The organism is Actinoplanes sp. NPDC019969 (genome assembly GCF_055562375.1).
Genome location: NZ_JBVHFK010000009.1, coordinates 68,320 through 94,973, shown reverse-complemented (window position 1 = coordinate 94,973; position 26,654 = coordinate 68,320). Strand labels below are relative to the sequence as shown.

Below are 26,654 nucleotides of genomic sequence, written 5' to 3'. Positions count from 1 at the left end.
AACTACGACGCGTACCCCTGTGCGCGGGCCTGATTGACGTGGTGGCGCCCGATCGGCAGCATCAGCGGTTTCCCGGAGACGGGATCGGTGATCACCTGGCTGTCCAGGCCGAACACCGCCCGTACACAATCCTCGGTCAGCACCTCGGCGGGCTCACCCGCCGCGTGCAGGCTCCCCCCGGCCAGGGCGATCAGGTGGTCCGCGTAGCGGGCCGCCATGTTCAGGTCGTGCAGCACCATCACGATGGTGGTGCCGCGGGCCGTGTTGAGGTCGGTGAGCAGGTCCAGGACCTCGACCTGGTGGCTGACGTCGAGGAACGTGGTCGGCTCGTCGAGCAGCAGCACCTCGGTCTGCTGGGCGAGCGCCATCGCGATCCACACCCGCTGCCGCTGGCCGCCGGAGAGTTCGTCGACGGACCGGTCGGCGAGGTCGGCGGTGTGGGTGGCGTCGAGGGCGGCGGCGACGGCCCGGTCGTCGTCCTTGCTCCACCGGGACAGCAGCCGCTGGTGCGGGTTGCGGCCGCGGCCGACCAGGTCGGCGACGGTGATGCCTTCGGGCGCGATGGGGGACTGGGGGAGCAGTCCGAGGGTGCGGGCGAGTTCCTTGGCGGGCATCCGGTGGACCTCCCTGCCGTCCAGCAGGACGTGCCCGGCGCGCGGCGCGAGCAGCCGTGACATGGACCGCAGGAGGGTGGATTTGCCGCAGGCGTTGGCGCCGACGATGGCGGTGATCCGGCCGGGCGGGACGAGCAGGTCGAGGGTGTCGATGACGACGCGGTCGGCGTACCCGACGGTCAGTTTCTCGACGGTCAGCGTGTGGTCGCTGGTCACAGGGAGCCTCCCGCGCGGTTGGTGCGGACGAGCAAGAAGATGAGGTACGGGGCGCCGAGCACCCCGGTGATGACCCCGACCGGGAAGCGGGTGTCGAAGGCGAACTGGCCGAGGAAGTCGGCGACGAGCACGAGCAGGGCGCCGACGAGCGCGGACGGGAGGAGCGGGGAGCCGCCGGGGCCGGTGAGGCGGGCGGCGATGGGCCCGGCGAGGAACGCCACGAACGCGATGGGGCCGGTGGCGGAGGTGGCGAACGCGATCAGGCCGACGGCGGCGACGATCGAGATGAGGCGGGTACGTTCCAGCCTGGTCCCGAGGGCGGCCGCGGTGTCGTCGCCGAGCCCGAGCATGGTCAGGTTCCGGGCCTGCGCGAGCAGCACCGGCCCGAACACGGCCAGGGCGAGCAGCACCGGCACGGTCTCGTTCCAGGTGGAGCCGTTGAGGCTGCCGTTGAGCCAGCGGGTGGCCGCCTGCAGGTCCCACTGGCCGGCCTGGTTGAGCACGTACGAGGTGGCGCTGTGGAGCATCGCCGCGATGCCGATGCCGATCAGCACGAGCCGGGTGCCGGCCACCCCGTCCTTGAACGACAGCAGGTAGATGACGACGGCGACACCGAGCGCGGCGGCGATCGCGAACACCGACACGCCGGTCTCGCCGAGGTTCAGCACGATGATGCCGAACGCGGCGGCGGCGCCGGCGGCCGAGCTGATCCCGATGATGTCCGGGCTGGCCAGGGGGTTGCGCAGCATCGCCTGGAAGGTGACGCCGCCCATCCCGAAGCACAGTCCGGTGGCCAGGGCGAGGACGGCCCGGGGCAGCCGCAGTTCGCCGACGGTGAAGGAGGCGCCGGGCACGGTCTCGCCGAGGATCACCGCGAGCACGTCGGCGGGCGGGTAGAAGGTCTGCCCCACCATCAGCGACACCGCGAACATGGCGGCGGCGCCGACGGTCAGCGCGGCCAGCACCGCCTGCCGCCGCCGGCCCCGCCGGATCCGGCCGCGGGTGACGGCTTCGAGAGTCGTCGTGGTGCTCACAGCTCGCGTACTTTCTGCCGGCGGACGATGGAGATGAAGAAGGGCGCGCCGATCAGGGCGGTGATGATGCCGGCCTCGATCTCGTCGGGCCGGTCGACGACCCGGCCGATGACGTCGGCGGCGGTGAGCAGCGCGGCCCCGGCGAGGGTGACGAACGGCAGCAGCCACCGGTGGTCGAGGCCGACCAGCAGCCGGCACATGTGCGGGACGATCAGGCCGACGAACGCGATCGGCCCGGCGACGGCGGTGGCCGCGCCGCACAGCACCACGGCGCCGAGCGCGGCGACGCCCCGGACCAGGGCGACCCGTTCGCCGAGCCCGGCGGCGAGTTCGTCACCGAGGGCCAGGGAGTTCAGCGCGCGGGCGCAGAGCAGGCAGACGGCCAGGCCGCCGGCCAGGAACGGCAGCACCTGGACGATGCTCTCCCAGCCGGCTCCGCCGACGCCGCCGACCTGCCAGGACTGGAAGTTCTCGGCGATGTCGCCGCGCGGCAGCACCACGGCGACCACCAGCGAGGCGAGTGCGGCCGACGTGGCCGCGCCGGCCAGCGCGATCTTGAGTGGGGTGGCGCCGCCCCGGCCGAGCGAGCCGACACCGTAGACGAACAGGGTGGACACGGCAGCGCCGGCGATGGCGACCCAGATGTACTGGGAGGCGGTGGACAGGCCGACGGTCACCATGGCGACCGCGATGGCCAGCATCGCGCCCATGTTGACGCCGAGGATGCCCGGGTCGGCGAGCGGGTTGCGGGTGACGCCCTGCATGACCGTGCCGGACAGCGCGAGCGCGGCGCCGACCAGGGCGGCGAGGACCGTACGCGGCATGCGTTTGACCACCGCGGCCCGGTCCAGGGTCTCGTCGGCGCCGCCGAGACCGGCGACGATGTCGGACCAGCCGACCATCCGGGAGCCGAAGGCGACCGAGGCCAGCATGACCAGGACCAGCACGGCGAGGACGGCGAGCAGCCAGGCCAGGCGCACCCGGGCCGGGCGCCGCAGTGAGGCGGCGTCCGGCCCGGACGGGGTTTCCAGTGCTGTCATCAGAGCTTGTCGGCGGCCTTGCCGAGCAGGTCCACGTAGTCCTTGAGGACGAACGACACCGCGAGCGGGGTCGGGTTGGCGGCGGTGGCCACCGGGGTGCTGCCGGGCAGCGACACGAAGGAGCCGCGGGCGATCGCCGGGATCTTCGACAGCAGCGGGTCCTTCTGCAGCGTCGCGAGGGTGGTGCCCTTCTCGTCGGCGTAGGTGACGATGATGTCGACGTCGCTGAGGTTCTGCACCTGCTCCGCGCTCTGGGTGAGGCTGAACTCGCTCGTCGTGGCGGAAGCCTTCTCGATGCTGGCCGGGTGCTTCATGCCGAGGTCGGTGAAGAACTGGGCGCGGGTGTCGTGCGTGGTGTAGAAGCTGACCTTGCTCAGGTCGGTGGGGTCGATGTGGGTCAGGAACATCACCGACTTGCCGGCCAGCTTCGGGTAGCGGGCGGCCTCGTCCTTCATCTGCTTCTCGATGGTGGCGATCAGCTTGTCGCCCTCGCCGGACAGGCCGAGCGCCTTGCTCTCGATCGTGATGCTGTCGCGCCACGAGGTGGACCAGGCGGTCTTCGGGTATGCGACGACCGGCGCGATCTTGCTCAGGGTGTCGTAGTCCTGCTTGGTCAGCCCGGAGTAGGCGGCCAGGATGACGTCCGGCTTGGTGTTGGCGACGCCCTCGAAGTCGATGCCGTCGGTCTCGTCGAACAGCACCGGGGTCTTGGCGCCGAGCTCCTTGAGCTTCGCGGCGTCCCACGGCAGCAGGCCGTCGCCGTCGGTGTCGCCGAAGTTGGCCTTGGCGTAGCCGACCGGGACGATGCCGAGGGCGAGCGGCACCTCGTGGTTGGCCCAGTTGACGGTGGCGACCCGCTCCGGCTTCTTCGCGATGGTGGTGGTGCCGAACGCGTGGGTGATGGTGACCGGGAAGGCGTCGGTAGCGCTCGACGCGGCCGGGGTGGCCGCCTCATCGGAGGACTCACCGCAGGCGCCGAGGGCCAGGGCGGTGGTGAGGGCGACGATTCCGGCGAGGAATCGGGATGCACGCATGGCGGGGGAACTCCACTTCGTCACAAGTAAGGCTTGCCTAAGCTAACACTGTGACGGAGTGGAGTCATGATCGCCCCCGCTGGGCGAGACCTGCGACTATGCGGTGAGGCCGAGCAGAACGGACAGTCGCCGCCATTCCGGGAGCGGCAGCGTCCGCGGCGCCCCGCCGGCGGTCAGCACCTGCACCGCCACGTGGTCCGCCCCCGCTTCGCGATGGGCGTCGATGCCGGACCGCACCCGGGCGTCGTCACCCCACACCACGGCCGAGTCGATGAACCGGTCGCTGCCGCGGCCGGCCAGGTCCGCCTCGCCCAGGCCGTACGAAACCAGCTGCCGGGTGTAGTTGGGCAGCCCCAGATACATCTTCAGCGCCCGCCTGCCGGACTCCCGGGCCTGCGCGGCGTCGTCGCCGAGGAACACCTTCTGCTCCGGCGCGAGCAGCGGCCCGGCGCCGAGGATCCGGCGGGCCTCGGCGGTGTGCGCGGGCGGCATCAGGTACGGCAGCGCCCCGGCCGTCAGCTCGCCCGCCGCCGCCAGGGTCTTCGGCCCGAGCGCGGCGATCATCCGCTCCTCCTTCGGCACGTCCGCGAGGGGCCCGGTGAGCAGCTCACGCAGCCGGCTCAGCGGCCGGGTGTAGGCCTGCCCCCGGGACTCGGCGGTCGGCGCGTGCCCGGAGCCGAGCCCCAGGTAGAAGCGGTCCGGGAAACGGTCCCGGATCCGCCGGTGCGACGCGGCCAGCGGCCCGGGATCACTGGTCCAGATGTCCACGATGCTGGTCCCGGCGACCAGGGTGCCGGTCGCGGCCAGGATCGTCTCGGCGAGCGCGAGGTCGTCGCCGGGGCTGCCGCCGATCCAGATCGTCCCGAACCCGAGTTGCTCGATCTCCCGGGCCGCCGTGGCGATCTCGTCCGGGTCCGTCGGCCAGATCATCCAGGGCGCCCACAGCCCGTACCGTCCGATGTCTCGCATGTCCGATCCTCTCTCTAGAGCGCGTAGGCGTACGGTTCGAGAAAACGCGGGGGCGCGCCGAGCGTGACGGCGGCGTGGTTGGCCCACGACGGGTCGCGCAGCAGGGCCCGCCCGATCAGGACGGCGTCCGCCTGCCCGGTGGCGATCAGCTCCTGCGCCCAGGCGGGATCGTCGATGCGCCCGACCGCGCCGACGGCCACCTTCGCCTCGGCGCGCAGCCGCGCGGCGCGAGCGGTCTGGTAATCACGGTCGGCGGGAACGGTTGCGGGCTCGATGCCTCCGGACGAGGCGTCGATCAGATCAACCCCTCGGTCGTACGCCTCCCGCGCCAGGACGATCGAGTCGTCCACCGTCCATCCGTGCCGATCGTGTGCCGGGTCCTCGCTGATCCAGTCGGTCGTGGAGATCCGCAGGAACAGCGGCAGGCGGTCCGGCCACACCGCCCGGACGGCGTCGATCACCTCGAGCACGAGCCGGGACCGGTTCTCCGGGCCGCCGCCGTACGCGTCGTCGCGCCGGTTCGTCACCGGCGACAGGAACGAGTGGAGCAGGTACCCGTGCGCGGCGTGGATCTCCGCCACCTGGAACCCGGCGTCGAGGGCCCGTGCCGCGGCGGCCGCGAAGGAGGCGACCAGCCCGGCGATCCCGGCGCGGTCGAGGGCCGTGGGCGCCACATATCCGGGGAACGGGTCCTCGCCCGGCCCGACGGCCGGCCAGCTCAGCTCCGCCGGGGCCGGGCCGCCGCCGAGCCAGGGCCGCTGCGTGGACGCCTTCCGGCCGGCGTGGGCGAGCTGGATCGCCGGGACCGCGCCGCCCGCCGTGATCACCTCCGCGATCCGCCGGAACGCCGGGATCTGCTCGTCCGACCACAGGCCCAGGTCCCACGGGGTGATCCGGCCGTCCGCGCGGACCGCCGTCGCCTCGGTCATCACCAGGCCCTGCCCACCCGCCGCCCGGGCCGCGTAGTGCCCGAGGTGGAAGTCGGTGGGAGTGCCGGCCCGGTCGCCGGGCTCGGCGGAGTAGGTGCACATCGGTGACATCCATACCCGGTTCGGGATCCGCAGACCCCGTACGTCGATCGGATCGAACAATCCCGCCACGCGCGGCCCCCTCGTCGACTCTTTGTACGACACTCTTCGTACAAGGCCGGACGTTAGTACGATGGTCGGCGTACTTCAAGCACGGTCACGGAGGTCCCGCTCACATGCGCACCCTGGAGCATCCGCGGACGGCGGACCTGCAGCTGGACGCGGTGCTGTCCGCGCTCGCCGACCCGGTCCGCCGCCTGATCGTCCGGCAGCTCGCCGACGGGCACACCGAGCAGGCATGCATCGCGTTCAGCCTGCCGGTCGGCAAGTCCACCTCGACGCACCACTTCCGGGTGCTGCGCGAGGCGGGCGTCATCGAGCAGCGCTACCACGGCACCGCGATCCTCAACTCGCTGCGCACCGCCGACCTGGAGTCGCGGTTCCCCGGCCTGCTGCCCGCGGTGCTGGCGGCGGCGGTGAGCAACGATCGGGCAGAAACCGGGCACGCGATGGACTCGTAACCGAGCAGCGGTCCGCGACATGGTCTCCCTCGTCGAAGAACGAGGGAGGTCGCCATGTCGGCGGAAACCGATGTCATCGTGGTCGGCGCGGGCCCGGCCGGCCTGACCGCCGCGCTGCTGCTCGCCCGGCAGGGCCTGCGCGTCACCGTGCTGGAACGCAACCCGGAGGGCCCGCCCGCCGACGCCGGCGCCGCCTGGCGGGACTGGCGCCGGCCCGCTGTCGCCCAGTTCCGGCAGCCGCACCTGCTGCTGCCCGGCGGGGCGGCGGTGCTCCGGTCCCGGCTGCCCGAGGTGGTCACCGCCCTGGAGGCGCTCGGTGGCCACCACCACAACGTGATCGCCGGCGCCTGGGGCCTGCCCGCGATCGGCGGCCGGCGTCCCGGCGACGAGCGGTACGACACGATCACCGCCCGCCGCCCGGTCCTGGAGGCCGCGTTCGCCCTGATCGCCGCGAGCACCCCGGGCGTCGAGGTCCGGCGCGGCGCGGAGGTGACGGCGCTGCTGACCGGCCCGGACCGGCTCGCCGGCCGGCCGCACGTGACCGGCGTGCGCACCCACGACGGCGCGGACCTGCACGCCCGCCTGGTGCTGGACGCCGGCGGCCGCAACTCGCCGGCGCCGGCGCTGCTGGCCGCGCTCGGCGCCCCGGACGCCGCGGTGGAACGGGCCCGGGACGGGTTCGTGTACTACTCCCGCTACTTCCGGAGTCTCGACGGAACCCTGCCGGAGCAGGCGCCGTGGGCGCTCGACCACTACGACGGCGTCTCCACGATCACCCTGCCCGGTGACAACGGGACCTGGTCGTTCGTCCTGGTCACCTCCAGCCGCGACCACGCGCTGCGCGGCCTGCGCGACGAGCGGGCCTGGCAGCGCGCCGCGAAGCTGTTCCCGGCGGTCGCGCACTGGGCCGAGGGCACGCCGGTCAGCGGTGTCGTCCCGATGGCCGGGGTGCAGAGCCGGTACCGGCGCCTGGTCGTGGACGGGACGCCGGTGGCGACCGGGCTGCTCGCGGTCGGGGACGCCTGGGCGGCGACCGACCCGCAGTTCGGACTGGGTCTGACGATGGGTCTCGCGCACGCCGCCACACTGAGCGACCTGGTCGCGGCGTACGGGGTGGATGACCCGGCGGATCTGGCGGTGCGGTTCGACGAGGAGACCGAGCGGACCGCCGGCCGTACCTACCGGCGCCTGCGGCACTGGGACGAACACCGGCTCGCCGAGATCGACGCCGGGATCGCCGGGGTCCCGTACCAGGCCGACGACGACATCTGGAACGTCACCAAGGCCCTCGACGCGGCCCGGCTGCGCGACCCGGACGTGCTGCGCGCCGTCGCCGACCTGGCCTCCGGGCACGCCGAGCCGGAGGAGGCCCTGGCCGTCCCCGGCCTCGTCGAGAAGACCATCACTCTCGGTGGCGGCATCCCGTGGGCGGAGGAGGGCCCGTCCCGCGCCGACCTGCTCGCCGCCCTCGCCTGACCAGCGGAGACGTACGGCCCCGGCTGCGGACAGCCGGGGCGGTACGGCGTTCAGGCGGCGACGCGGGTGGGGTCGATCCGGACACCGGCCTTGATGACCTGGACCCGGCCGCGGCGGGCGAAACCGGTGGCCGCCGGGCCACGGCCGGACTCGGTGGTACGGGTGCCCGGCTTGGTGCGGTTGACGGTCCGGCGCAGGGTGGGATGCCGGGTCTCCCAGGCGTCCCGGACCCGCGACGGCAGATGCAGGTCCCGCCACACCCGGCGCAGCATGTCCGGGTTGATCAGGTCCTCCACCTCACCGCAGCCGGCGGCCTCGCAGAGCACCTGCTCGTACGCGTGCCGCAGCTGCACCGGGTCGTCGAGGTCGTACTGCCGGCGGCTGGCGTGCCCGCAGGCCATGTGATGCGGCACCTCGAGGACACCGAGGCTGCTGCCGTGCAGGTCCTCGATCCGGTCAGGGACGGCTGGAGCCCGGTTCGCGGCGCTGCGGTTCTTGCGGCCGTCTCGGGCGGGGACGAACGACATGCCACTCAGGCTAAGCACTCCGGGGCCACGTTCCCCCGATGTCGCGGCGACCGGTGACGGGGGTCCGCCGGAGTGCCGGATGGGGCGGGAGAAATCGGTGGCGGCCCGGTGAGCGGCCGTGCCAGGGTGGGTGACGGCACCACAGCCGACTACGAGGAGTGACCAATGCGAGCAGCTTCCACGCTCCGGACCCCGACCCGTCCCACCGTGGAGATCTGCTTTGGCATTGTTGAACCTCGGGATCGTCGCCCATGTTGACGCCGGCAAGACCAGCCTGACCGAGCGGCTGCTCTTCGAGGCCGGGGCGGTGTCCCGGCCCGGCAGCGTCGACGACGGCACCACCCGCACCGACGCGATGGAGCTCGAACGGCGGCGCGGCATCACCATCCGCGCGGCCGTCACCTCGATCAGCCTCGGTGACCTCACCGTCAACCTGCTCGACACCCCCGGCCACCCGGACTTCATCGCCGAGGTCGAGCGGTCGCTCGCCGTCCTCGACGCCGCGATCCTGGTCGTCTCCGCCGTGGAGGGCGTGCAACCGCAGACCGTCGCGATCTGGCGGGCGCTGCGCCGGATCGGCGTGCCCACGATGTTCTTCGTGAACAAGGTGGACCGCCGGGGCGCCGACACCGCCCGCGTGGTGGAACAGATCCGGCGGCGGCTCGGCGCCGGCCCGGTCGAGCTGACCACCGTCACCGGCCCGGGGCGGCCGGACGTGCGGGTGCGGGCCCGGGCCCTGGACGCGGAGACAGTCGTGGCCGCCGTCGCCGAGGGTGACGACGGCATCGCCGAACGCTGGCTGGCAGGTGGGCCGGTCCGGGCCCGGGATGTGCGGCGCGCGATCCGCCGGGCGGTCCGCCGGGGCGGCCTGTCGCCGGTGGTGTGCGGTTCGGCGATCACCGGCGCCGGGGTTCCCGAGCTGCGCCGGGTGCTGGCCGATCTGCTGCCGCGATGCGACGAACGCGACGGGCCCCTCGCCGGCACGGTGTTCGCCGTCGACCGGGACGAGCGGGGGCGGCGGGCCTGGCTGCGGCTGTGGTCGGGGCGGTTACGCGTACGCGACAAGATCGCCGTGACCGGAAGCGGACCGCGGACCGTGACCCAGATCGCCGTCAGCGAACCCGACGGGGTGCTGGTCCGCCCGGCGGCGTCGGCCGGCCAGATCGTCGCCGTCCGCGGCCTGCCCGCCCGGATCGGCCAGCACGTCGGCGACCCGCCACGGCGGCGCCTCTACCGGTTCCCGCCACCGACCCGGCAGGCCCTCGTCGAACCGGTCGATCCGGCACAGCGGCTCGCCCTGTTCGCCGGCCTGACCGAGCTCGCCGACGAGGACCCGCTCGTCGACCTGCGCCTCGACGAACACCTCGGCGAGGCGCTGATCCGGCTGCACGGCGAGGTGCAGAAGGAGGTCGTCGCCGCGCTGCTCGCCGACCGGTACGGCGTCGAGGTGCGTTTCTCCGGCACGCTGACCGCCTGCATCGAGCGGGTCGCCGGCACCGGCACGGCGGAGGACCGGATCCGGGAGCGGGGGAACCCGTACCTCGCCGGGATCGGCCTGCGCATCGAGGCCGCCCCACCCGGGCACGGCATCGAGTTCCGTCCCGGCATCGAACCGGGCCGGCTGCCCCCGGCGTTCGTCGCCGCCACCGAGGAGGGGGTGCGGGCCGCGCTGCGCCACGGCAGGCACGGCTGGCCGGTCACCGACTGCGTGGTCAGCATGACGTCGTCGCAGTACCAGCCCCGGCAGAGCAAGCCGCACCAGAAGTTCGACAAGTCGATCTCCAGTGTGGCCGCCGACTTCCGCAACCTCGCCCCGGTCGTGGTGACCGCGGCGCTGCGGCGGGCGGGCGCCCGGGTGTGCCAGCCGGTCGAACGGTTCGACGTGAACCTGCCCCGGGAGATGTTCGATCGCGTCGCGGCGCTGCTGGGCCGGGCCGGGGCGGTGCTCCGCGACACCGTCGCCATCGGCGGGTACCTCGAGGTGAGCGGTGACCTGCCGTCGGCCCGGGTGCCGCGGGTGGTGTCCGCACTGCCCGACCTGACCGGCGGGGAGGCGGTGCTGACCGCCCGGTTCGACCACTACGCCCTGGTCACCGGCGAGGACCCGCCGGTGCTGCCGCGCCGCGGCCCCGACCCCGGCGACCGCGACGAGTGGTTCCGCGCGGTGCCACGCTGAGGTCACTTCCGCGTGTGGAGTTCGGGCGCGCATAGCGGCCGAACTCCACACGCGGGGACGGTCAGGAGGCGTACCGCTTCTCGGCGCGGGCCCGTGCCTTGGCCGCCTCCACCTCCCGGTCCCGCGGCGGCGCGGTGGTGACCAGGCTCGCCAGCAGCTCGGCGGTGGCCGCCGTGACCGCCGCCACCGCCTGGTCGAACGCGGCCTGGTTGGCCTGCGACGGCCGGGTGGTGCCGGCGATCTTACGCACGTACTGCAGGGCGGCGGCCTCGATCTCGTCCACCGTCGCCGGCGGCTCGAAGTTGTGAAGCTGATGAATGCTCCGGCACACGGTGATCTCCTCGGATGAAGGCTCCCACCAGGTTAGTGCCCGCTGTGCCATACTCGGCCCTCTCGATCAAATGCCGCGGTGCTGGGGAAGCCGGGGTGGGCATGCGGTTGCGGACGGCGCTGCTGGCGAGCCTGATCACCGCTGCGGCGGTGCAGGCCGCGCACCCTCTGCTGCCCGGGCCCGCCGGATTCGCCCTGTCCGATGTGGTGATCGCCCTGGCCAGCGGGTACGCCGCCGTCTTCTACCGGCGGCGGGCCTCCGACCCGGACAACCCGCGGCGGATGCGGCTGGCGTTCGGCATCGGCGCCGTCGCGTGCACGATCTGGGCGTCGGCGAACGTGCTGCTGCTGATCTCGGCGACGGTCGCGCCGGCGGCCGGCGGGCTCGGCGGCGTGCTGTCGACGGTCGCGGTCGGGTTCGTGCCGGTGGCTCTGATCCTCGCCGGTCCCCGCCTCCGCGGCCTCGCCGCGCTGCGCCGCGCCATCGACGTCGCCGCGGTGTCCGGCGCGGTGTTCTCCCTCGCGTGGACGTTCGTGCTGCAGGGCGCCGGCGGTGACCTGGAGTGGCACTACCGGGTGGCGATCGTCGCGCTGCTGGTGCTGGCCGCGACGGTGGCCCTGGTGACGCTGGCCGGGGCCGAGCCGGGGCACGGCGCGAGCGCCCAGCAGCTGCTCGCCCTGGCCACCCTGGTGCAGACGATGACGCTGCTGCTGGCGGTGCACAACGACGTGCACGGGTACGCCTGGTACGCGACCGGCGTCGGCGGCGGCTACATCCTGGCCGCGCTGGTGATGGCCGCGTCCAGCCGGCTCGCGGTGTCCCGGCCCGGCGCCGACGGGGTGGAGACGCTGGTGTTCCGGGCATGGGCGCTGCTGCCGTACGCCCCGGTGGTCTGTGCCGTCGGTGTCGCCGCCGTGCGCCAGGCCGGCGAGGGCCGCCTCGACCCGGTGACGGTGTGGACCCTGCTGGTCACGTTCTCCCTGGTGCTGCTGCGGCAGTTCCTCACCCTGACGGCGGTCGGCCGGATGGCCGTGGTGCTGGAGGAGCAGAAGGGCGCGCTGGAGCACCAGGCCCACCACGACGCGCTGACCGGCCTGCTGAACCGGGCCGCGTTCGACGCCCGGGCCGCCGCGCTGCTGGCCGCCGGGCACACCGACGTGACCGCGATGATCCTGGACCTGGACGGGTTCAAGCCGGTCAACGACACGTTCGGGCACGCGGCCGGCGACGACGTGCTGATCGTGGTGGCCCGCCGGCTCACCGCCGAGCTGCGCCGCGGCGACCTGGTCAGCCGGATCGGCGGCGACGAGTTCGCGATCCTGCTGACCGGCGCCGGGCCGCGGGCCGAGGAGGTGGCGGGGCGGCTGCTGGCCCGCGTCGCCGAGCCGATGCGCATCCACGGGCACGCGGTGACGGTCGGCGGCAGCATCGGCCTGGCGACGTCCCGGGCGGGGGAGCGCGGCGGCCTCACGGCCTTGCTGCGGGCGGCGGACATTGCGATGTACGCGGCCAAAGCGGCCGGCAAGGGCACGGTCCGGGTCCACCGCCCGGACGTGTTCCCCGCCACCGCCTGAGACGCCGAACCCCACGTCACGGTCGTGGACCGAAGAGGCGCAGGACGCTGTGGCGCAGCGTGGCGGCCGCGTCGTCACTGGTCATGCGGCCGGCTGCCACCTCGGCGCCGGCCGCGTGGCCGAGGGCGACGGTTGCCGAGACCAGCCAGGTCGCGCTGACGGCGCCGTCGATCTCCCCGGTGCTCTGACCGCGCCGGATCAGCGGCTCCAGGCGCGCGACGACCGGTTCGTGCTGCCGCGCCGAGTCGGACGGTCCGGGAGCGGCGGCCGAGGGGTGCCGCGTCAGCGGGTAGCGGTCGGACAGCTGCCAGATGACGTCCAGCCAGGACAGCAGCGCGGCGGTGACGGTGTCGCTCGCGGTGACGGCGGCGTCCAGGGCGGCGACGGCCTCGGCGGTGATCCGGTCGAGAACGGCGGCGATCAGAAGTGGCCGGGACGGGTAGTGCGCGTACACCGTCTGCCGGGTGACCCCGGCCGCCGCGGCGACCTCTTCCACCGTCGCCTCCGGATGCCGGCCGAGCACCCGTACCGCGGCGTCCAGCACCGCGGCGGCGCTGCGCTCAGCGTCCGATCGGCGGCGCCGGCGCCGTTCCCCGCTCATCTCTGACACGTTGCCCAATTTACCGAGCACCGTTATCTTGGACAGCATGTCAAAGATAGATCGCCTGATGGACGTTCTGGTGCGCTATCCGCAGGAGGCCGGGCTCACCGACGAGGAGCCGGCGGCCGTCCTGGACCGCTACCACACACCCGACTTCGAGCTGATCAACGATGGCGTGCCGCTGGACCGGCAGCGACTGCTCGACCACCTCACCCCGGTCCGCAAGCGGGTCACCGGCGTCCGGGTCGAGGTGGAGCAGGCGCTCGTCGACGGTGACCAGGTCGCTGCCCGCACCCGTCTCGTCGCGCGGATGCGCAACGGCCGGACGATCACCACGGAGATCTACATGTTCGGCGAGATGGCCGCGGACGGCCGGTTGCGCCGCGCCGTGCAGGTCACGCGGGCGCTGCCGGAGCCGGCTTAGCCGTTCTTCTCGACGATGTCGATCGGTTCGGCGGTGAGGACGTTCGACCTGACGTACGCCAGGTCCAGGGTGACGTCGGTGAACCAGAGGACCGGCAGGGTCAGCGGTGGCGGCTGCTCCGGCGTGAACGTCACCGGGATCAGCCCGAACAGCTTGCCCTTGAAGCTCGGGCTGTAGAACTCCACGTCACCGTCGAGGATCAGCTCGCCGCTCTCGATCACCGTGACCGCGCTGCCCGGCTCGTCGATGGTCAGGCTGAACGGCGTGTTCACCACCTTGTCCATGGTGAACTTCAGCGACCGGATCGGGCCGTTGCCGGTCGGCACCTCGGCCACCCCGTCGTACGACGAGTTGTACATGGTCACCGACGCCGAGCGGACCACCCCGGGTTTCGCCCCGGCGAGCGGGATCCCGCCGTCCTCGGCCACCTTGCCCATCTGCCGCGCGCCGAGGCAGGCGATCTCCTCGGCCTTCTCGCTCGGTTTCACCGTCGGGGAGGCCGCGGTGCTGGGCGTCGTGGCCGGCTTGGTGGCCGCCGGTGAGGTGGGAGCGGGCGCCGGGGCCGACGCGGACGGCGTCCCCGGTGCGGCGACCTCGCCCTCCTTCTTCTCCCCGGTGAAGAACTCGCCGACGCCCTGCCAGAAGTCGTTGATGCCGTCCACGAACGGGTTCCCGGTGCCGGACTTCGCCGGTGTGGGGGTCGCGGTGGCCGCCGGCGTGGTCGTCGTGGGCGCGGCAACCGACGGTGTGACGGCCGACGACGGCGTGGCGGTCGCCGGCGGCGTCGCGGACGTGCGGCTCGGGCTGGGGGAGACGACGGCCTTGCGGGACGGCAGGCCCTCCGGGCACTCCGGGGCGGCCTCGGCGGGCGGGTTCCCGGCGACCGTCACGGTGGCCGCGAGCAGCAGCGGCGCCACGATCAGCAGGGTCCTGCGCACCGGCTCGGTGATCGGCGCGGTCACCGGGTCGATCTCCTGCGTCGGCCGGTCCTCCGACATCGGGGGCGAGGGCGGCTCCGGCGCGGGCGGTCGCGGTGGGCCCCAGGCGATCACCAGCGCCCCGCCGAGGATGCCCAGCAGCATGCCGGCGATCCAGCCGCCGAGGTTCAGGCCGATGAACGAGTACAGCGCCGTGATGACCCCGATGACCCCGTAGAACAGCCGCTGCGCCGGCGAGAACCAGGTCAGCAGACCGGCGGCGAGCATCATCACCGGCAGCAGGTACGAGTAGAAGCCCTGCGGCCCGATGTGGATCTGGATGTTGTCCAGTTCCATGTTCGCGCTGAGGAACATCTCCAGCCCGGACAGCACCAGGAAGAGGCCGCCCCAGAACGGCCGGACCCGCCGCCACCGCCGGAACCTGCCTCGGATGTTCTCCGTCGCCACGCGTGGCCCTCCAGTCACACCAGTGCGGCCGGGCTCGCGGGATGCCGCCCCGCGAGCCCGGTGGAACAGGTCAGTAGCACTCGTGGTCGCCGCTGAGATGCAGCTTCAGGCTCATGCCGCTGAGCACGAACGTGGAGGCGGAGGTGTAGTACGCCTCCTGTCGCAGGTCCTTGATGGTGACCTTGCGGGCCTGCTGGCCGAACGAGAGCGGATCGCCGTGGGTGTCCGCGCCGTCCCGGTTGAGCGTGGAGGCGTCCAGGCCGATCTGGATGTCCTCGAAGGTGGCGTTGCCGCCGAGCGTGGACATGCCGATCAGCAGGTTCTCCGCGTGCACCGGGTTCTTCTCGTCCTTGCCCGCCTCGATACGCAGGGTGACCGGGCCGACCGCGACCGACTGGCAGAGGTTCCACAGGTCGGCGTTGTTGATGCCGGACATGGCCGCGGTGATCTCGCCGTCCGGGTGGTTCTTCCTGTCGTTGGTCGGCAGGTCCCCGGTGTACTGGGTGAAGCCGTTGCCCACCAGCGTCTCGGCGGAGAGCTTGAACTGCTTGCCCGAGACGGTGAAGTTCGCTGCCAGCGCGCCCTCGGCGAGGGCGAGCACCAGGCCGCCGGCGACGACGGCCGGCACGCCCAGAGCCACGGCGAACCGGCGCCAGTTCGTACGCCCGTAAGCCGGAGCGCTTTGCGCATCCTCCACGGAACCTCCTCGATCGTGGGACCGGCGACCTGGCGTAGCGAGACTCGTCGATGGTCGCGGTCGGTAATGTGCCGGAAATGTTGCCGCTCCGGCAGCCGGACTACAAGAGGTTCGCTTACCGGTCAGTAACCCGGATCACTAAGATCAACGTGACGGTCGGTGACCTCCACCACTCCGCAGCCGGAAATTTCCGACATTAGGATCGAGTCAGGCCAGTTACCCGTTACCGCCGGTACGCAAGAGTCCGATTATCACGGCTCGATAACGAAGTGAATCGCTTAGGAACCGGCCCCCGCCTGCCGAAGTGAGAAGCATGACCGGCCACGAGGACCGACGCCGATGAGAGTGCAGCGTCGCCTGAACGTGGGCTTCGCCGCCCTCTTCGTCCTCTTCGTGACCCTTCTCCTGGTCCAGTTCGGCGCCGGCTCCCGGCTGCGCGCCCAGCACGACCGCTGGACCGAGCAGGCCGACCGCGCCGAGGCCGCCAACGACCAGGTGCTGCAGCGGATGACCGACGCCGAGACCGGGGTACGGGGTTTCCAGCTCACCGGCGAGACCGTCTTCCTCGAGCCGTACCGCACCGGTGCGAGCGCCGCCCGTACCGCCCTCGACGAACTCGCCGCCGGCACCGACCCGGACACCCGGAATCTGCTCGCCCGGCAGCGGGCCGCGGTCGGCGCCTGGCTCGACGGTTACGCCGCCCCGATCGTCGCGGGCGAGCAGGCCGGTGCCGACCCGGCCGCGGGCAAGCGTCTCTTCGACGACTTCCGCGGCGCCAACGCCGCCCTGGCCGACGCTCTGGACGCCGAACGCCGTACCGTCACCGCCTCCGTCGCCGCCGACCACCGCGTCCTCGACGTCGTCGCGGCGGTCCTGGTCGCGGCGATCCTGGTGGTGGGGTACGTGGTCGCCCGCACCGGCCGCCGGCAACTGCTCGCGCCGCTGGAGAGACTCGGCCGGACCATCCGCAGCCTGGCCGCCGGGGACCGCTCGGCGCGCGCCGAACCGGTCGAGGCGGCCGAACTGCGTACCGTCGTGGACGCCCTCAACGACCTCGCCGCACAGACCGAGGCGCTGCTCGCCGCCGAACAGGCCCGCACCTCCCGGGCCGGCCTGCGCCAGGCCGTCGCCGCCGCCATGCAGGACCTCAGCGAGCCCACCGCCACCGCGGAGCGGATCGCCGCACTGGTCGGGGAGGCGGTCGGCGACGGCGCCGTACACACCGAGTTCGTCGTCCCCGGCGCCGGGCGGATCCGCGCGCACTGGCCCGCCGGCGCCCTCGACCTCCCCGCCGACCTGGTCGACGGCCTGCTCGCCACCGGTCCCGGCCGCCCCCGGATCCTGCCCGGCGGCGCCGTCGCCCTGCCGGTCTGTGCCGAGACCGACTGCGGGCCCGGCTACCTGCACGTCAGCCGCCCCGGCCCGGCCGACTGGACCGACGGTGAACAGCGGCTCCTCACCGGCGTCGGCCTGGAGATCGAACGCGCCCTGCGCCAGCACAGCCTGCAGAGCCACCAGGCCCGGCTGATCACCGAGTTGCGGATGCTCGACGAACGCAAGGACACCTTCATCCAGACCGTCACCCACGAGCTGCGCACCCCGCTGACCAGCATCCTCGGCTACACCGAGATGATCGCCGACGAGGACGGCGGCGGCCTCAACCCGATCCAGGAACGGGCCCTCAACGCCATCCTGCGCAACGCCCACCGCCTCCAGGACACCATCGGCGACCTGGTGCTGCTCGACCGCCCGGACAACGGGGCCGCCGTCGACGCGGAGACCCTGGACCTGGCGGCCCTGGCCACCACCGTCCGCCACGACCTGAGCAACGCCGCCCGCGCGAAGGATCTGAACGTCACCTTCGACGCGGAGGAGGGCTGGGTGCACGGGGACCGTACCCAGCTGCAGCGGGCCCTGCGCAAACTGATGGAGAACGCCATCAAGTTCACCCCGTCCGGCGGCTCCGTCACCTGCCGGATCACCGCCGACCCCCGGGCCGTCACGATCTCCGTGACGGACACCGGCATCGGCATCCCCGCCGAGGACGTGCCCGGCCTGTTCACCCCGTTCCACCGGGCCGGCAACGCGATGGACCAGGCCGTACAGGGCCCGGGTTTGGGTCTGGCGATCGTCCGGGACATCGTCCGCGACCACGGCGGCACCATCGCCGTCCAGTCCGTCGTGGGCCGCGGCAGCACCTTCACCCTTACCCTGCCGGCCGCCCCGGTCCCGGCCAAATCCCCGGCCCCGGTCTGATCGTTATCGGAACGACGATGAAGTGGTACCCGGTGGTTATTCCGCATCGCCACCGCGCGTCCTTCCCTGTACCTCGGAACCCGCTGTCGACCAGGGAATCCATCGATGATCAGGGTGCGAGCCCCGCAGCCGTGGGAACAGCGAAAGCCACGGAAGACCGCTGAGAACGGAAACACGCGGCGCGTAGCGTAATCGCGTGGATCTGCACACCGTCACCGAAGTGATCAGCCCTGCCGCGCCCGGCCAGTGGCGGCCCGGCGACGCCTGGATGGGTGGGGGGACCGCCCTGTTCGGCGAGCCCCGCCCGTACCTCAAGCGGCTCCTCGATCTGACCGGCGCCGGCTGGCCGCCGCTCACCGTCACCGGCGATCAGGTCGAGGTCGCGGCCACCTGCACCGTCGCCGAACTGGCCGGCGGGCTCGGCCGGCACGGCATCGTGCTGCAGTGCTGCCACGCCTTCCTGGCCAGCTTCAAGATCTGGAACGTGGCCACGGTCGGCGGCAACCTGTGCGCCGCGCTCCCGGCCGGCCCGATGATCTCGCTGAGCGTGGCCCTCGGCGGGACCTGCGTGCTGATCGGCCCGGACGGCACGCAACGCCTGATCCCGGCCGCGGACTTCGTCACCGGCGAGGGCACGACAGTGCTGCGGGACGGCGAGTTCCTGCGGGCGATCCGCCTCAGTTCAACGGCCTTGAGCGGGCGTACGGCGTACCGCAGAGGCACCCTGCACCGCCATGGCCGCTCCGCCGTGCTGCTGATCGGCCGGGCGGAGCCCGGCGGCGCCGTGTCGCTCACCGTGACCGCCGCGACCCGCCGCCCGCACGTCCTCCGCTTCCCGGCGCCCCCGTCCCCGGACGAGGTCGGCGCGGCCCTCGACACCATCCCCGCCGGACAGTACGTCGACGACGTGCACGGCCGCCCGGTGTGGCGGCGGCACCTGACCCGCCACTACGCGTCACAGATCCGGGCCGAACTGGCCGCATGACCCGGCCCCGCGCCGGCAGGAAGGCAACATCATGACCATCGAGATCAACGGGGCGCCGCACGAGCGGCAGCCGCGGCCCGGCCAGTGCCTGCGCACCTACCTGCGCGAGGAGGGCTGCTACGGCGTGAAGAAGGGCTGCGACGCCGGCGACTGCGGAGCGTGCACGGTCCACGTCGACGGCACGCCGGTCCACTCCTGCGTCTACCCCGCCTTCCGCGCGCAGGGGCGCCGCGTGACGACGATCGAGGGCCTGGCCGGCGGCGACGACCTGCACCCGGTCCAGCAGGCCTTCCTCGACGCCCAGGGTTTCCAGTGCGGGTTCTGCACCGCGGGCATGATCATGACGACGGCCGCGCTCACCGGCGAGCAGAGAGCCGACCTGCCGCGGGCCCTCAAGGGCAATCTCTGCCGGTGTACGGGCTATCGCGCGATCACCGACGCCATCGAGGGACGGGCCGCCGCCGAGTGCCCCCGGGCCGGGAACGCCGTCGGATCGAACCTCGGCGCGCCCGCCGGGCCGCAGGTGGTCACCGGGGCCGCCCGGTACACGTTCGACCTCGACGTGCCCGGCCTGCTGCACCTCAAGGTGCTGCGGTCGCCGCACGCGCACGCCCGGATCGTGTCGATCGACGACACCGGGGCCCTCGCCGTGCCGGGGGTGGAGGCGGTGCTGACCTACAAGGACGCCCCGGACCGGCTGTTCTCCACCGCGCAGCACGAGAACGAGGCCGAGGACCCGTACGACACCCGGGTCCTCGACGACGTGCTCCGGTTCGTGGGGCAGCGGGTGGCGGCGGTGGTCGCGGCGACCGAGGCGGCGGCGGAGGAGGGGGTGCGGCGGCTGCGGGTCGAGTACGAGGTTCTCCCCGCGGTGATCGACCCGTTCGCGGCGATGGAACCGGGGGCGCCGCTGGTGCACGGGGACAAGGGGGTCGCGCAGGGCATCATCCGGGCGGACGCCAACGTGGTGGGGGAGCTGCACGCCACGCTGGGTGATGTCGCCGCCGGTTTTGCCGCCGCCGATGTCGTCTATGAGTCGACATTCCGGACACCCCGGGTGCAGCATGCGAGTCTGGAGACGCACGGGGCTGTGGGGTGGCTCGACGACGACGATCGGCTGGTCATCCGGTCCAGCACCCAGACTCCGTTCCTGACCCGCCGCGCCGTCGCCCGACTTTTCGGCTTTTCTCAGGAAAAAGTGCGAGTTGTCGCTGGACGGGTCGGAGGTGGGTTCGGTGGCAAGCAGGAGATGCTCGTCGAGGACCTCGTCGCGCTCGCGGTCCTGCGTACCGGCCGCCCGGTGAAGTGGGAGTACACCCGCGCCGAGCAGTTCACCGCCGCCACCACCCGGCACCCGTTCGTCATCACCGTCAAGGCGGGCGCGACCACCGCGGGCGAGCTGACCGCGCTGCAGCTGAACGTCCTCGTCAACACCGGCGCGTACGGCAACCACGGCCCGTCCGTCATGCACCACGGCTGTCACGAGACCGTCGCCGTCTACAAGTGCGGGAACATCCGCACCGACGCCCACACGGTCTACACCCACACCGTTCCCGCCGGCGCCTTCCGCGGGTACGGCCTGGGCCAGGTCACGTTCGCCGTCGAGCAGGTCGTCGACGAACTCGCCCGCCTGATCGGCATGGACCCGGTCACGTTCCGCGAGATCAACGTGGTCCGGCCCGGCGACGACCTGACCGCCCCCGGCGCGCACGTCCCCGACCTCGGCATCGCCAGTTACGGCCTGGACCAGTGCCTGGACCGGATGCGGGCCGCCGCCGCGACCACCGACGAGGCACCCGCCGGCTGGCTCACCGGGGACGGCATGGCCATCGCGATGATCGCCGCCGGCCCGCCCGGCGGCCACTTCGCCGACGCCACCGTGACGCTGCTGCCCGACGGCCGGTACGAGGTGTCGGTCGGCACCGCCGAGTTCGGCAACGGCAGCACCACCGTGCACGCCCAGATCGTCGCCGACGAACTGCACACCACCCCGGACCGCATCGTCATCCGCCAGTCCGACACGGACGTGGTCCGCCACGACACCGGCGCGTTCGCCTCCACCGGTGTCGTCGTCGCCGGCGAGGCCGTGCTGCGGGCCGCCCGCGCCCTGCGCGCCGAGATCCTCGCCCGGGCCGGTCACACCCCGTCCGAGACCCGCGCCCTGGCCCCGTTGTCGGCGAGCGGCCACTTCGACGGAACGCCCCGTTCGGTCGCCTTCAACGCCCACTTCTTCCGCGTCGCCGTCGACCCGCACACGGGCGAACTGCGCATCCTCCGCTCCGTGCACAGCGCCGACGCCGGAACCGTCATGAACCCGCTCCAACTCCGCGGCCAGATCGAGGGCGGCGTCGCGCAGGCCCTCGGCGCCACCCTGGCCGAACACGTCGACGTCTCGGACACCGGCGAGGTGACGACCGCCGCCTTCCGCCAGTACCACCTCCCGACCGTCGCCGACACCCCGTACACCGAGGTCCACTTCGCCGACACGACGGACGCGATCGGGCCGCTGGGCGCCAAGTCGATGAGCGAATCCCCGTACAACCCGGTCGCACCCGCCCTGGCCAACGCCCTCCGCGACGCCCTCGGCGTGCGCCTCACCGACCTGCCGTTCACCGCCGACCGCATCTGGCAGGCCCTCAACCCCTCCTCCGGCACGCCGTGACCCGCCCGCGGCCGTGCGTCCCCTCCGGCCGGGTCTGGTGGCTGTCTCAGCGCCGCCGAGACAGCCACCAGACCCAGCCGGTCACGGTCACCCCCACTGCGCCAGCCGTACGTCAGCCCTGTCTCGCGCCCGCCGTAGCGCGCCTGAGCGACGGCTCGCGGCCCGGGGTGGCAGTGCCGTGCGCAGCAGCCGTACGCCAAGCGGGTTTCGGGGTTGCGGTAGGGCGTCCGGGCGACGGCTCGCGGGCCGTGGTGGCCGTGCCGTATGCGCGAGCCGTACCTCAGGCGGGTTTCGGGGGCGCGGTAGTGGGTCTGGGCGACGGCTCGCGATCGTGGGCCGTACCTCAGGCGGGTTTCGGGGTTGCGGTTGCGGGTCTGGGCGACGGCTCGCGAAAGCACGTTGACGCGCGCTCTACCGTGGCGCTGTGGGACTCGACGCGTTCGTCTACTGCCGCTGCTGGCAGGACGGTCTGACCGCACCGCCGCCGGTGGGACCTGTCGGCTTCGACGACGAGGGCTACCTGAGCCTGCTGCCGACGCCGGGCGGCGGCTACTCCGAGGCGGAGCCGGCGTTCGACGGCTGGGTGGCGAGCGCCTGCCCGCACGAGCAGATGGAGCTGGCCACCGAGCACCTGTCCAACTGGACCGGCTACCGGCTGTTCCAGCAGGCGCTGTCCGCGGAGCAGTTCCCGGCGTTGTGGGCGGAGCTGCCCAGCGCCAACGGCGGCCGCATGTCACCCGCTGCGGCCGCCCGCGTGCTCGGCGAGCTGGACCACTTCGACCGGCAGGTCCTCGACGACGACGTGGTGCTCGCCGACGAGGCGAACGGAACGGTCGTTCTGCGATACGTCGCCGCCTACCGGGGCGTGCTCATGCTGGGCCCCGGCTACCGCGCCGGCGTGGACCCCGGCGGCTTCTTCGTCCTCGACCCGGACGCCGATCCGCCGGCCACCCTGTTCCGGTCCGCCCGGTTCCGGCAGGAGACGCTGCCCGGCGGCCGGGTACGGTTCGACGACGGCACGACGAGCGCCCGGATCGCGATGCCCCCGGTCGGCGACAAGGAAACACCGCCGGAGTGGCTGCGCCTGGAGCGCCGTCCCCGGTCCCCGGCCGATTTCCGGTACATCGTGGAGCCGCTGCGCCGCCTGTGCCGTGCCGCGGTGACGACCGGCAACCCCGTGATGTGGTGCTGACCCGATACCGTGCGATCCCGTGGAGCTTCCCGGGTGGCTGGAGCAGGCACGGCGATGGGTGGTGCGGCCGCCCGGCAGCACCGTCGCCCTGGAGCCCCTGTGGGCGCGGGTGCGGCAGGCGGGGGAGCTGGAGCACGAGTTCGCCCGGCTCAGCGACACCGAGCTGGTCGCCCGGCCGGAGTTCTGCGCGGTCGCGCGCGAGGTCGCCCGGCGCGAGCTGGGCCTGCGGCCGCACGACGAGCAGCTGGTCGGCGCGCTCGCGCTGATCGACGGTCACGTGGTGCAGGCGGCCACCGGCGAGGGCAAGACGCTGACGGCGGCGATCGCGGCGGCCGCGCTGAGCGCGGGCGGGCCGGTGCACGTGCTGACCGTCAACGACTATCTGGCCCGGCGGGACACCGAGTGGATGTGGCCGTTCTACCAGCGCCTCGGCGTCTCGGCGGGCTGGGTGACGGAGGCTTCCACGGCGGGGGAGCGGCGTACGGCGTACCACCGCGATGTCACCTATGTCTCGGTCAACGAGGCCGGCTTCGACTTCCTGCGGGACGGCCTGTGCACCGACGTCGCCGACCGGGTGCAGCGCCCGCTCGGCGCGGTGATCGTCGACGAGGCCGACTCGATCCTGGTGGACGAGGCACGGGTGCCGCTGGTGCTGGCCGGTTCCACGCTGGCCGGCCCGGATCTGGCGCTGGGGATGGCCGGGCTGGTCCGCGGGTTGCGGCCCGGCGAGCACTACACGCTCGCCGACGAGGACCGGGCCGTGCATCTCACCGCCGGCGGCGCCGACGTGCTGGAACGCGGGCTGGGCGGCGTGCGGCTGTACGCCCCCGAGAACCTGGACCTGCTCACCGCCGCGAACCTGGCCCTGCACGCGGCGGCGCTGCTCACCCGGGACGTCGACTACATCGTCCGGGACGGCCGGGTCGAACTGGTCGACGGTTTTCTCGGCCGGGTCGCACGGCGCCGCCGCTGGCCGGACGGCCTCCAGTCGGCGGTGGAGGCGAAGGAGGGGGTACGCGCCAGCGGCGGCGGCAGCATTCTGGCCACCATCACCCTGCAGGCGTACCTCAACCAGTACACCCGTCTCGCCGGGATGAGCGGCACCGCCCTGGGCGTCGGCGAGCAGTTGCGCGAGTTCTACCGCCTGGAGGTGGCGGTGCTGCCGCCGCACCGCCCGTGCGTGCGCCGCGACGAACCGGACCGCGTCTACGCGACCGCCGAGGACCGGGACGACGCCGTGGTCGCCGAGGTCGCCGCCGTCCACGCGACCGGCCGCCCGATCCTGCTCGCCACCCCGGCGGTCGCCGACTCGGAGGCGCTGGGCGCGCGGCTGCGGGCGGAGGGCATCGCCTGCACCGTCCTGAACGCGCGGAACGACGCGATGGAGGCCGCCGTCGTCGCGGAGGCCGGCCTGCCCGGCGCGGTCACCGTGTCCACCCAGATGTCCGGCCGCGGCGTCGACATCCGGCTTGGCGGCAGCGACCAGCGCGAACACGCCCGGGTCGCGGCGCTCGGCGGCCTGTACGTGATCGGCGTCGGCCGGCACGACAGCAGCCGTGTCGACGACCAGATCCGCGGCCGGGCCGGCCGGCAGGGCGACCCCGGCGGCTCAGTATTCCTGGTCAGCCTGCAGGACGACCTGATCCGCAGGTACGCCCCGCCGAAGGGTTCCGTCGCCGACGCCCAGCGCATCGCCGAACAGGTCCACCTGGAGATCCACCGGAACACCTGGCGTTACCACCACCTGCTCGAACAGCACCGGCTGGCGATGTCAGCCCTGCGCGAGGACGTGCTCACCGGCGACCGCGGCAGCACGATGATGGCCGCGTCGCGTCCCGCCGAGCATGCCGCCCTGGTCCGTGCCCACGGCCCCGAGCGGGTCGCCGAGGCCGCCCGCGCTCTCGTTCTGCACCACCTGGACCTGGCCTGGGCCGACCACCTGGACGAGATGGCCACCCTGCGTGAGGGCATCCACCTGCGTGCCGTCGCCAACCTGGACCCGCTCGACGAGTTCCACCGCGCCGCGATCCCCGCCTTCAAACGCCTGATCCCCGCCGCCACCGAACGGGCCGCCGCCGCCTTCGCCACCCTCGAGGAGTCCGGCGACGACTGGTCCCCGTCCCGGCTCGGCCTGGACCGGCCCAGCGCCACCTGGACGTACGTCGTCGACGACGACTCCCTGGGAACCGGCCTGGACCACTTCCTCGCCGGTCTGCTCGCCCTGTTCCGTGCGGGCCCCCGCGCCCGTTGATACTTGTCGACCATGAGCCGGACCCTCTACGTCATCGTGTGTGCCGCCGGCGTCGCCTCCGGAGTCGGGCGCCTGGTCAGCCTCGCGCAGGACGACGGCTGGACGGTGCAGGTGATCGCCACCCCGTCCGCGCTCGCCTTCATCGACACCGCCGCCCTGGAGCAGCAGACCGGCCGTCCGGTCCGCAGCCGCTACCGCGCCCCTACCGACCCGCGCCCACCCCGCGCCGACGCGATCATCCTGGCCCCCGCCACGTACAACACGATCAACAAGTTCGCTCAGGGCCTCGCCGACACGTACGCCCTCGGTCTCCTCGCCGAAGCTCCCGGCCTCGGCATCCCGGTCGTCGTCCTGCCGTGCGTGCAGACCGCCCTCGCCGCCCGCCGCCCGTTCCGCCGCAGCGTCGCCGACCTCCGCGCCGAGGGCGTCGACATCCTGCTGGGGCCGGGCGCGTTCGAGCCCCACGCCCCCGGCACCTTCGACCCCGGCGAGTTCCCCTGGCACCTGCCCCTCGAGACCCTGCGATCAAAACCCTTGCGCCGTACGCCGTAAGCCCTCCCGCTTCCCGCCCTGCCGCCTCCCGCCCGTCCCACCACCTCCAGCCCCGCCCTGCCGTTCAGCCGCACAAGATCCATCGCGGGTCAGGCCGGCTCATACACCGAGATGTGATTCCGGCTGCCCGCCCCGAAAGGAGTGCCCACCCAGTCGCTGTGGCGTTCCCGCAGGCGCAGTCCCGCCAGCCGGGCCATCAGGTCGAGTTCGCTGGGCCAGCAGTACCTCTGCGCCACGGGAAGCAACCGGATGCCCTGCTCGGTGATCGTCACGTGCTGCTGCCTGATCAGCTGTTCGGACGCGTCGTGCTGAACCACGGAGATCAACGCCGAGTCCTCGGTGACCTCACCCGCCGTCACCCGCCTGTCGTACGCGGCGAGATCCGGCACGAAACACTCGATCACGAATGCGGCCCCGGGTTCCAGCACGGTCGCGACGTTGCGGAAGCAGTCGACCTGCCGCTGCTGGCTCGTCAGGTTGAAGAGACTGTTCCACACGAGATAGACCAGACCGAAAGTGCCTGGTACGGGTACGTCAGCCATGTCACCGACGACCACCGGGATCGACGGGCCGTCCGGTGAGTCCGCCAGCCGTTGGGCGACCGCCGCCGACGCCTCGACTCCTTCCACCCGGTAGCCCCGGCGCATCAACGGCCGCGCGACCCGCCCACCCCCGATGGCGAGTTCCAGAACCCGGGCTCCCGGCTCAGCCAGGCTCGCCAGGAAGTCCACCGCCGCAGCCGGATCCGGCCCGCCGGTCAGATCCGTGTCCGGGTAACGCCTCGCCCACCGGTCGCCGGTAAAGGCCGGATCATCGAAACTGGTCATCCCCGGATCCGACCAGCCCCACCCCGCCCCCGCCAGCGATTTCCCGCGTCGTTCCCGTCCTGCCCCGTTCTCCTGCCCCGCGCTGTTTCCCGGCCCCCGGTTTCCCGACCCGCCGTTTCCAGGACCCCGTCTCCCGATCCGCAGTTCCAGGGCCCCGTTTCCCGATCCGCCGTTTCCTGGCGTGCGCCGGTCGAGGCGGCCGCTGCTGTGATCGATCCTCGGCAGTGTTGCCCCGGGCGCCTCACTGACCGGTCCGGACCGCCCGGCTCATGGCAAGTCTCC

The 26,654-nt window shown here is 72.9% G+C and carries 22 protein-coding genes and 1 pseudogene; 11 read left to right on the top strand and 12 right to left on the bottom strand.

Features of this window, described 5'->3' with window-relative positions:
- Nucleotides 1-2: 2 nt before the first annotated feature.
- The 6 genes from ACZ3II_RS26085 to ACZ3II_RS26060 all read right to left on the bottom strand — a co-directional run bounded on the left by ACZ3II_RS26085 (nucleotide 3) and on the right by ACZ3II_RS26060 (nucleotide 6,007).
- The gene (locus ACZ3II_RS26085) at nucleotides 3-830 is read right to left on the bottom strand and encodes an ABC transporter ATP-binding protein (protein ID WP_465520356.1); all 828 of its coding nucleotides are present in this window, start codon (nucleotides 828-830) and stop codon (nucleotides 3-5) included.
- Nucleotides 827-1,864: a FecCD family ABC transporter permease gene (locus ACZ3II_RS26080; RefSeq protein ID WP_465520355.1), complete on the bottom strand. Its 1,038-nt coding sequence runs from the start codon at nucleotides 1,862-1,864 to the stop codon at nucleotides 827-829. Before ACZ3II_RS26080 ends, ACZ3II_RS26085 begins: the two co-directional genes overlap by 4 nt.
- On the bottom strand, nucleotides 1,861-2,904 hold the full coding sequence (locus ACZ3II_RS26075; protein WP_465520354.1) for a FecCD family ABC transporter permease: 1,044 nt from the start codon (nucleotides 2,902-2,904) through the stop codon (nucleotides 1,861-1,863). The genes ACZ3II_RS26080 and ACZ3II_RS26075 overlap by 4 nt, the downstream gene beginning before the upstream one ends.
- On the bottom strand, nucleotides 2,904-3,938 hold the full coding sequence (locus ACZ3II_RS26070; protein WP_465520353.1) for an iron-siderophore ABC transporter substrate-binding protein: 1,035 nt from the start codon (nucleotides 3,936-3,938) through the stop codon (nucleotides 2,904-2,906). The genes ACZ3II_RS26075 and ACZ3II_RS26070 overlap by 1 nt, the downstream gene beginning before the upstream one ends.
- Before the next feature lie 96 nt (nucleotides 3,939-4,034).
- Nucleotides 4,035-4,907, bottom strand: coding sequence for a TIGR03620 family F420-dependent LLM class oxidoreductase (locus ACZ3II_RS26065; RefSeq protein ID WP_465520352.1), 873 nt, complete (start codon nucleotides 4,905-4,907; stop codon nucleotides 4,035-4,037).
- A 14-nt stretch (nucleotides 4,908-4,921) separates the two neighbouring features.
- Nucleotides 4,922-6,007 carry an NADH:flavin oxidoreductase/NADH oxidase gene (locus ACZ3II_RS26060; RefSeq protein ID WP_465520351.1) on the bottom strand — a complete coding sequence of 362 codons (1,086 nt, stop codon included), beginning with the start codon at nucleotides 6,005-6,007 and terminating at the stop codon, nucleotides 4,922-4,924.
- 104 nt (nucleotides 6,008-6,111) lie between these two features.
- Here ACZ3II_RS26060 and ACZ3II_RS26055 point away from each other — a divergent pair, with 104 nt between their 5' ends.
- Both ACZ3II_RS26055 and ACZ3II_RS26050 read left to right on the top strand, forming a co-directional pair.
- Entirely contained in the window at nucleotides 6,112-6,456 is a 345-nt protein-coding gene (locus tag ACZ3II_RS26055) for an ArsR/SmtB family transcription factor (protein ID WP_465520350.1), read from the top strand.
- Between the two features lie 45 nt (nucleotides 6,457-6,501).
- Nucleotides 6,502-7,932 (top strand): annotated as a pseudogene (locus ACZ3II_RS26050) (FAD-dependent oxidoreductase); the annotation flags it as partial.
- A 50-nt stretch (nucleotides 7,933-7,982) separates the two neighbouring features.
- On the opposite strand, the gene ACZ3II_RS26045 reads toward ACZ3II_RS26050, so the two are convergent.
- On the bottom strand, nucleotides 7,983-8,459 hold the full coding sequence (locus ACZ3II_RS26045; RefSeq protein WP_465520349.1) for a hypothetical protein: 477 nt from the start codon (nucleotides 8,457-8,459) through the stop codon (nucleotides 7,983-7,985).
- Between the two features lie 220 nt (nucleotides 8,460-8,679).
- Here ACZ3II_RS26045 and ACZ3II_RS26040 point away from each other — a divergent pair, with 220 nt between their 5' ends.
- Nucleotides 8,680-10,635, top strand: a complete 1,956-nt coding sequence (locus ACZ3II_RS26040) for a GTP-binding protein (protein WP_465520348.1) — start codon at nucleotides 8,680-8,682, stop codon at nucleotides 10,633-10,635.
- Between the two features lie 61 nt (nucleotides 10,636-10,696).
- Here the strand turns inward: ACZ3II_RS26040 and ACZ3II_RS26035 are convergent, their stop codons facing one another.
- Nucleotides 10,697-10,966, bottom strand: a complete 270-nt coding sequence (locus ACZ3II_RS26035) for a DUF2277 domain-containing protein (RefSeq protein ID WP_465520347.1) — start codon at nucleotides 10,964-10,966, stop codon at nucleotides 10,697-10,699.
- A gap of 101 nt (nucleotides 10,967-11,067) precedes the next feature.
- Between ACZ3II_RS26035 and ACZ3II_RS26030 the strand changes: the two genes are divergently transcribed.
- Nucleotides 11,068-12,540, top strand: a complete 1,473-nt coding sequence (locus tag ACZ3II_RS26030; RefSeq protein ID WP_465520346.1) for a diguanylate cyclase domain-containing protein — start codon at nucleotides 11,068-11,070, stop codon at nucleotides 12,538-12,540.
- Nucleotides 12,541-12,556: 16 nt separating this feature from the next.
- On the opposite strand, the gene ACZ3II_RS26025 is transcribed toward ACZ3II_RS26030, so the two are convergent.
- Nucleotides 12,557-13,141, bottom strand: coding sequence for a TetR/AcrR family transcriptional regulator (locus ACZ3II_RS26025; protein ID WP_465520345.1), 585 nt, complete (start codon nucleotides 13,139-13,141; stop codon nucleotides 12,557-12,559).
- Nucleotides 13,142-13,187: 46 nt separating this feature from the next.
- On the opposite strand from ACZ3II_RS26025, the gene ACZ3II_RS26020 reads away from it, so the two are divergent.
- A complete protein-coding gene (locus ACZ3II_RS26020; RefSeq protein WP_465520344.1) occupies nucleotides 13,188-13,565 on the top strand; it encodes a nuclear transport factor 2 family protein in 378 nt (125 codons plus the stop codon).
- Here the strand turns inward: ACZ3II_RS26020 and ACZ3II_RS26015 are convergent.
- Both ACZ3II_RS26015 and ACZ3II_RS26010 read right to left on the bottom strand, forming a co-directional pair.
- Nucleotides 13,562-14,950 (bottom strand): DUF6114 domain-containing protein, encoded by a 1,389-nt coding sequence (locus tag ACZ3II_RS26015; protein WP_465520343.1) that lies wholly within the window; start codon nucleotides 14,948-14,950, stop codon nucleotides 13,562-13,564. The genes ACZ3II_RS26020 and ACZ3II_RS26015 overlap by 4 nt on opposite strands.
- Before the next feature lie 70 nt (nucleotides 14,951-15,020).
- Nucleotides 15,021-15,647: a DUF6230 family protein gene (locus tag ACZ3II_RS26010; RefSeq protein ID WP_465520342.1), complete on the bottom strand. Its 627-nt coding sequence runs from the start codon at nucleotides 15,645-15,647 to the stop codon at nucleotides 15,021-15,023.
- A gap of 339 nt (nucleotides 15,648-15,986) precedes the next feature.
- On the opposite strand from ACZ3II_RS26010, the gene ACZ3II_RS26005 reads away from it, so the two are divergent.
- The 6 genes from ACZ3II_RS26005 to ACZ3II_RS25980 all read left to right on the top strand — a co-directional run bounded on the left by ACZ3II_RS26005 (nucleotide 15,987) and on the right by ACZ3II_RS25980 (nucleotide 25,545).
- On the top strand, nucleotides 15,987-17,903 hold the full coding sequence (locus ACZ3II_RS26005; protein WP_465520341.1) for an ATP-binding protein: 1,917 nt from the start codon (nucleotides 15,987-15,989) through the stop codon (nucleotides 17,901-17,903).
- A gap of 196 nt (nucleotides 17,904-18,099) precedes the next feature.
- Nucleotides 18,100-18,888, top strand: a complete 789-nt coding sequence (locus ACZ3II_RS26000) for an FAD binding domain-containing protein (RefSeq protein WP_465520340.1) — start codon at nucleotides 18,100-18,102, stop codon at nucleotides 18,886-18,888.
- A 31-nt stretch (nucleotides 18,889-18,919) separates the two neighbouring features.
- Nucleotides 18,920-21,550, top strand: a complete 2,631-nt coding sequence (locus ACZ3II_RS25995; protein WP_465520339.1) for a molybdopterin-dependent oxidoreductase — start codon at nucleotides 18,920-18,922, stop codon at nucleotides 21,548-21,550.
- Nucleotides 21,551-21,974: 424 nt separating this feature from the next.
- Nucleotides 21,975-22,742, top strand: a complete 768-nt coding sequence (locus ACZ3II_RS25990) for a hypothetical protein (RefSeq protein WP_465520338.1) — start codon at nucleotides 21,975-21,977, stop codon at nucleotides 22,740-22,742.
- A 19-nt stretch (nucleotides 22,743-22,761) separates the two neighbouring features.
- On the top strand, nucleotides 22,762-24,993 hold the full coding sequence (secA2, locus tag ACZ3II_RS25985) for an accessory Sec system translocase SecA2 (protein ID WP_465520337.1): 2,232 nt from the start codon (nucleotides 22,762-22,764) through the stop codon (nucleotides 24,991-24,993).
- 12 nt (nucleotides 24,994-25,005) lie between these two features.
- A complete protein-coding gene (locus tag ACZ3II_RS25980; RefSeq protein WP_465520336.1) occupies nucleotides 25,006-25,545 on the top strand; it encodes a flavoprotein in 540 nt (179 codons plus the stop codon).
- An 89-nt stretch (nucleotides 25,546-25,634) separates the two neighbouring features.
- Here ACZ3II_RS25980 and ACZ3II_RS25975 read toward each other — a convergent pair whose 3' ends face one another.
- On the bottom strand, nucleotides 25,635-26,372 hold the full coding sequence (locus tag ACZ3II_RS25975) for a class I SAM-dependent methyltransferase (protein ID WP_465520335.1): 738 nt from the start codon (nucleotides 26,370-26,372) through the stop codon (nucleotides 25,635-25,637).
- Nucleotides 26,373-26,654 lie beyond the last annotated feature (282 nt).